Origin of the sequence: Saccharothrix sabaoui (genome assembly GCF_051756985.1) — a bacterium.
Taxonomy (GTDB): Bacteria; Actinomycetota; Actinomycetes; order Mycobacteriales; family Pseudonocardiaceae; genus Actinosynnema.
In genome coordinates this window covers 1-6568 of record NZ_JBPKJK010000278.1, presented here as the reverse complement: position 1 = coordinate 6568, position 6568 = coordinate 1, and the positions used below count along the sequence as shown (strand labels likewise).

The 6568-nt window shown below is 71.3% G+C and carries 5 protein-coding genes; 3 read left to right on the top strand and 2 right to left on the bottom strand.

Annotated elements, in window-relative coordinates:
• The first annotated feature begins 77 nt into the window (after positions 1-77).
• The 3 genes from ACR807_RS40590 (at position 78) to ACR807_RS40580 (ending at position 4811) form a co-directional block, all read left to right on the top strand.
• Positions 78-1499 carry an MBOAT family O-acyltransferase gene (locus ACR807_RS40590; RefSeq protein WP_438926867.1) on the top strand — a complete coding sequence of 474 codons (1422 nt, stop codon included), beginning with the start codon at positions 78-80 and terminating at the stop codon, positions 1497-1499.
• 395 nt (positions 1500-1894) lie between these two features.
• Entirely contained in the window at positions 1895-3088 is a 1194-nt protein-coding gene (locus ACR807_RS40585; protein ID WP_438926866.1) for an MFS transporter, read from the top strand.
• Between the two features lie 238 nt (positions 3089-3326).
• Positions 3327-4811 carry a sensor domain-containing diguanylate cyclase gene (locus ACR807_RS40580; RefSeq protein WP_438926865.1) on the top strand — a complete coding sequence of 495 codons (1485 nt, stop codon included), beginning with the start codon at positions 3327-3329 and terminating at the stop codon, positions 4809-4811.
• Between the two features lie 198 nt (positions 4812-5009).
• On the opposite strand, the gene ACR807_RS40575 is transcribed toward ACR807_RS40580, so the two are convergent.
• Together ACR807_RS40575 and ACR807_RS40570 are read right to left on the bottom strand one after the other, a co-directional pair.
• Positions 5010-5846, bottom strand: coding sequence for a metal ABC transporter permease (locus ACR807_RS40575; protein ID WP_438926864.1), 837 nt, complete (start codon positions 5844-5846; stop codon positions 5010-5012).
• Positions 5846-6568, bottom strand: a 723-nt coding sequence (locus tag ACR807_RS40570) for a metal ABC transporter ATP-binding protein (protein ID WP_438926863.1), incomplete at its 5' end; no start/stop codon positions are given. The genes ACR807_RS40575 and ACR807_RS40570, both read right to left, overlap by 1 nt.

Sequence of the window (6568 nt, the reverse complement as noted above, 5' to 3'; positions counted from 1 at the left end):
CCGCGCTCGGAGATGTGATGTGAGTTCGTCGCGGATTTCGGGTCGGGGGCGGGGCCGGGCGGTTAAAGTCTGCGGCGATGTCCTTCGCCACGCCCCTGTTCCTGTGGTTCTTCCTGCCGGTCGTGCTCGCGGCCGTCCTCGTCGCACCCGGGCGCAGGCGGAACGTCGTGGTCGCCGTGGCGAGCCTGGTGTTCTACGTCTCCGGCGCGGGCGGCACGACGCTGCTGCTCGTCGGCTGCATGGTCGCCAACTACCTGGCCGGCCGGCGGCTGGAGCCGGACAGCCCCGGTGACCGGCGGCTCGTGCTGGTCGGCACGATCGCGCTGAACCTGGGCGTGCTGCTGGTGTGGAAGTACGCCGGGTTCGCGTCGCAGCAGCTGCACGACATCGCGTCCGTGGTGGGCGCGGACCTGCCGGTGCTGGAGCTGGCGCTGCCGATCGGCATCTCGTTCTACACGTTCCACCACATCTCCTACGTCGTGGACGTGTACCGGGGCGAGCGGCCGGCGCTGCGCGACCCCGTCTCGTTCGTCACCTACATCGCGATGTTCCCGCAGCTGGTGGCCGGCCCGATCGTGCGGTTCCGGGAGATCGCCGACCAGCTCCCGCAGGAGCGCACGCACCGCTGGGACGACGTGGCCGCCGGGTTCCCCCGGTTCGCGCTGGGCCTGTGCAAGAAGGTGATCATCGCCGACTCGCTGGCGCCGGTGGTCGACGCCTGCTTCGCCACCCCGTCGGACGAGATGACGACGGGCGTCGCGTGGCTCGGGGCGGTCGCGTACACGCTCCAGCTGTACTTCGACTTCTCCGGTTACTCCGACATGGCGATCGGCCTGGGCCGGATGCTCGGCTTCCGGCTGCCGGAGAACTTCGCCCGCCCCTACTCGTCGGTCACCGTGACGGAGTTCTGGCGGCGCTGGCACATGTCGCTGTCGCGCTGGTTCCGCGACTACGTCTACATCCCCCTCGGCGGCAACCGCGGCGGCGTGCTGCTGACCTACCGCAACCTCGCGATCGTTTTCGTCCTCACCGGTTTCTGGCACGGGGCGAACTGGACGTTCCTCGTGTGGGGTTTGTTCCACGGTGGACTGCTCGTGCTGGAACGCCGTTTCGGATGGGAATCGGCTCCGGTCACTACGCGTACCCGAATTGCCCGGCGCGCCCTCACCACGTTGCTGGTGGTAATCGGCTGGGTGTTCTTCCGGTCACCGGATCTGGGGACCGCGTTCACAATGCTCGGTCACATGCTGTTGCCGGATTTCAGCGGGTTGACCGAAGCGGTGAGCGCCGCGACGACCAATCAGCGCATTGTTCTGCTGCTGGTCGCACTGGCCGTCGTCGTGATGCCCGACCACCCCGTGACCGGCCCCTACCTGGAGTCCTCCCGCGCGAAGGTCGCCACGGCGGCCCGGGTCTCGTTGATGACGGTCGGCGTGGGCTACGCGGCGATCCTGGTCGCCAGCGGTACGTTCAGCCCGTTCCTGTACTACCAGTTCTGATGATCGACAACCGGCGCAGTTTCGACAATTGACGCACTTGCGGGCCCGGTGCGCGCTGCGCGACCGCAGGTACGCGCTCGCCCGGTCGGCCCAGCCGGGACGGACCCAATGGAGGCTTACGTCAACACAGGGTAGGCGAGCATTGCTCACGGCGGGTCACCTACGGTCAACTGTCAAGAATAAGTGGCCGGTTTTTCGCCTTTGTAACTACTTTAGGTAACTGACCTGCTCCGTTCGGGTACACACTGTGGTAGGACAGAGATTGCAGATCCGGCAGCTTCTACCGTGCTAACCGAGGGAATTGTTACTTCGGGTGGGGGTAACGTGACTCACTCATCGGGGCCGACCGACCTCCTGGAGGAGTTGTGACTTCCGGGGGGACACTCCGCGCGCTCGTGGGCAACCGCGAGTTCCGCGGCATGTGGATCGGCTCGACGGTGTCGACCGTGGGCGACCAGCTCGCCGCCGTGGCGCTGTCCCTCCTGGTGTTCGAGCGCACCCAGTCGGCCGCGTGGACCGCCCTCACGTGGTCGCTGACGCTGTTCCCGCCGCTGATCTCGGGACCGCTGCTGGGCTGGGTCGCGGACCGCTTCCCGCGCCGCACGGTGATGGTCTGCTGCGCCTGGCTCCAGGCCGCGCTGATGGCGCTGATGGCCGTGCCGGGGATGCCGCTGTGGGTCATGATCGTGCTGCTGGTCGTGGTCCTGATGATCTCGTCGCCGTTCCTCGCGGCGCAGGAGGCGAGCCTGCCGTCCGTGCTGCCCGAGGACCGCTACGACGACGGCGTGGCGCTGTTCGGCACGTCGGTGGACGTCGCGCAGATGGCCGGCCTGGCCGCGGCGGGGTTCCTGGTCACCGGCGCCGGCTCCACCGTCGCGCTCGCGATCAACGCGGCGACGTTCGTGTGGGTGGCGATCCTGGTGCAGTTCTCGGTGCGGCACCGACCGGCCGCGGACCCGCTGGGCGCGCATCGGGACCCCGAAGGTCCGCGCGGCGCGTTCACGCTGCTGGTCACCGAGCCGCGGCTGCGCAGCCTGATGGGCATGCGGCTGCTGGCCGGGCTGGCCATGGTCCCCGAGGGGCTCGCCGTGCCGCTGGCGGCGAAGCTGGACGCGGTGTGGGCCGTCGGGCTCATCCTGGCCATCGAACCGGCCGCCAACGTGCTGGGCGTGGCCGTGCTGTTCCGGCTGGTGCGCGACCCCGCGAAGCGCGAGCGGCTCATCGGGCCGCTCGCCATCCTGTCGCTGGCCCCGCTGGTCATGTTCGCGCTGGACCCGAACCTGACGTGGACCATCGTCCTGCTGGTCATCGCCGGTATGGCCGGTGCGTACCACACGCCGGCGCGGTCGGCGTGGATGCGCATCCTGCCCGACGCGTACCGCGGTCGGGCGTACGGCATCGGCCGGGCGGCGCTGCGGTCCTCGCAGGGGGGCGGCATGGCCGTGGCCGGCGTCGTCGCGCACTCGATCGGGTCGGTCACCGCGACCATCGCGGGCGCGGGCGGCATCGGACTGCTCCTCGCGACCCAGGCGACCGTAGCCTGGAGGCGAGCGCGCTCCCGGCACGACCCGGAGGCGGTGGCGATCTGAAACGGAGCCATCACATATCGCGATTGTCAAACATGAAGGACCCCTCGGCTGCGGCCCGCTAGCCAGCGGGCACGTACGGTGAGCGTTCGGTCCGGGTTGGAGGGAAGGTGGCCTACATGTCGCGGTTGCGCATGGTGAACACCTCCTCGGAACGCGTCACGGACGCCGGCGCGCGCCCGCGAACGACGTTCGCCACGCGGTGCCGGTCAGAGGGCAGGGGGTCGTGGTGAAGAACAGTGTGACTGGCCAGGACGCTTCCAGGGCACTCGGCTCGGCCTCGATCCGGAACTGGGACATCTGGACGCTGCGGCCCGCCGCGTTCACCTACTTCTTCCTGGTCGAGTCGGCCGTGGCGGCGGTCTCCATCTGGCTGCTCACCACCCTGGGGAACGTGTCGGACGCGGACTGGCTGCGGTTCGGCGCGGTCATGTTCGCGATCACCGTGCACCTCATGATCGTCCGCCGCGCGGAGGAGTCCCGCCGCGACGAGTCGGCCGGTCCGCACATCGACCTCACGTCCGTCTGGACGTTCGCGGCGGCCATCGCGCTGCCCGGCGCGCTCGCCGTGCTGGCCACGATCTGGATGCGCATCCTGATCCAGCCCATCGCGCGTCGCCAGCCGTACCGGTTCGTGTTCTCCTCGGCGAGCATCCTGGGCGGCACGCTGCTCGCCTGGTTCGTCGTGCACATGTCCGGCCTGTCGCTGCTCTCGACCGGCCGCATCCTGCCCGACCTGGGCCTCGTGCTCGTGCTGATCGTGGCCGCGGTGGTCAACTGGGGCGCGCAGGGCATGAACATCGCCGTCGCGCTGAAGATCGTCACCCCGCACACCCGCATCAAGGAGTTCCTGGGCTCGCGGGCGGACAACATGCTGGAGCTGTCCACGCTCGGCGCGGGCGCCATGCTCGGCATGCTGATGACGACGCACTGGGTGGGCCCGCTGCTGCTGGTGTTCCCGGTGGTCCTGGTCAACTCGCTGCTCTACCGCGCCACCGAGCGCCGGGCCCACCTCGAACGGCTGCTGCGCGAGCAGGAGCAGCTCCAGGCGCGGCTGGCCGAGGACGCGCACACCGACTACCGGACCGGCCTGCTCAACACCAACGGCCTCGCCGAGTACGGCTCCCGGCTCGCCGAGCGCTGCCGGCGCGACGGGCAGCCGGTGACCGTGCTGGCCATCGACCTGGACCACTTCAAGCGCATCAACGACACGTGGGGCCACCCGGCGGGCAACGCGGTGCTGGCCGAGGTGGGCCGCATCCTGCGGGAGAAGCTGCGGCCGGGCGACGTGGCCGGGCGCGACGGCGGCGAGGAGTTCGTCGTGGTGCTCGCCGACACGGGCCTCGCCCAGGGCACGGCCATCGCCGAGCGGGTGCGCGAGGCGATCGGCGAGATGTCCGTCGTGACGACCGACAAGCACCGCAACACCGTGACGCTGCGGGGCCGCAACCTGCCGCTGACCGCCGACGGCCCGGAGGTGCGCGCCATCTCGGCGTCCATCGGCGTGGCCGTGCTGCCGGACAACGGCGACGCCCTGGCCGACGCGCAGCACTGCGCCGACGCGGCGCTCTACGCGGCCAAGGAGAACGGCCGCAACCAGGTCCGGGTGTCGGCGGGCGAGATCCGGCTGCTGCCCGCGCCGAGGCTGGACGCGCCGGCCGACGGGGCGCACGACCAGCGGGCGCAGGGGACGCGGGAGCAGGCCGAGGTCACCAGGTCCGCCTGAGGGCGGGGTGACCGGGTACCGGGAGGCCGGGCGCGGGGTGACCGGGGCGGGGCGTGCGCCATCGCCACCGCCGCCTCGGCTGCGGTGGTCCGGTGACGCCCACGACCGTCCCATGTGGCACTCGCTTCCGCGCGGCCCGGAGCTGGGCCAGGGTGCCCCTGGGAGGCGTCTACCCGTTTCGGGTGAACCCCAAACGTGTCACCGGACACGTTCCCTCGTTCGGCCCAGCACGCGGCACACGAGGTAGATCAGGAACGACAGGGCCGTGACGAACGCGCTCACCGGCACGCCCGGCGCGAGGGACAGCAGCATGCCGCCCAGCACGGACACCTCCGCGAACACCACGGCCAGCACGGTCGCCCGCAGCGGGCTGGCCGTGACGCGCGACGCCGCCGCGGCCGGGGTGATCATCAGCGACAGCACCAGCAGCGCGCCGACGAGCTGCACGCTCAACGCGGTCGCCACGCCCACCAGCACCGCGAACACGACGGCCAGCGTGCGCACCGGCACGCCCCGCGCGGTGGCCACGGCGGCGTCCACGCTCGCGAAGTGCAGCGGCCGGTAGATGACCGCGAGGACCGCGAGGACCGCCACCGACGCGCCGATGAGCAGCCACAGGTCCGTGGAGCCCACGCTCACGACCTGGCCGGTGAGCAGGCCGAACTTGTTCGCCGCGCGCCCCTTGTAGAGGGCGAGGAACAGCACGCCCAGGCCGAGCCCGAACGCCAGGATCGCGCCGATCACCGAGTCGCGGTCGGAGTCGCGCCTGCTCAGCAGCCCCAGCAGCAGCGCGGCGACGACCGACCCGGCCAGCGCGCCGTAGCCGACGCCGACGCCGAGCAGCAGGGCCGCCGCGCCGCCGGTGAACGCCAGCTCGCTCGTGCCGTGCACGGCGAACGCCATCTTGCGGGTCACCACCAGCGGGCCGAGGACGCCCGCCACCAGGCCCAGCACGGCGCCCGCGACCAGCATGTCGCGCACGAAGTCGTACCCCAGCAGCTCCGCCGTGAGCCGCCAGTCGAAGAAGTTCTCCATCAGTCCTCATCCGCCACGTGGTGCGGTCCGTCCTCGCACACGTGCTGCGCGCCGACCACGTGGACCTGGTCGCGCACGCGGACCACCTCGACGTTCGTGCGGTACAGCTCGGTCAGGGTCCGCGAGGTCATGACCTCGGCGGGCGTGCCGATCCGGAACCGGCCGTCCACCAGGTAGAGCACCCGGTCGACCAGCGGCAGGATCGGGTTGATCTCGTGCGTCACGAACAGCACGGCCGTGCCCGCGGACCGCCGCCGCGCGTCGATCAGGTCGCTGACCACGCGCTGGTGGGCGAGGTCGAGGGAGAGCAGCGGCTCGTCGCACAGCAGCACCTCGGGGTCGCCGACCAGCGCCTGCGCGACCCTGAGCCGCTGCTGCTCGCCGCCGGAGAGCAGCCCGATCGGCGCGTCGGCGTACCGGGTCGCGCCGACGGAGGCCAGCGCCTCGTCGACCCGCCGGCGCCGTTCGCGCCTGCCGCGCAGGCCCACGCCCCAGCCGTGGCCGTCGAGGCCGAAGCCGACGAGGTCGCGCCCGCGCAGGGTCAGCGTGGAGTCCAGGGCCCGCTGCTGCGGGACGTACCCGATGCGCCGGTTGCCGCCCGCCACGCGCACCGTGCCGCCGGACAGCGGCTGGAGGCCCAGCAGGACGCGGATGAGGGACGTCTTGCCGGAGCCGTTGGGGCCGAGCACGGCCACGAACTCGCCGGGCGCCACGTCGAGGTC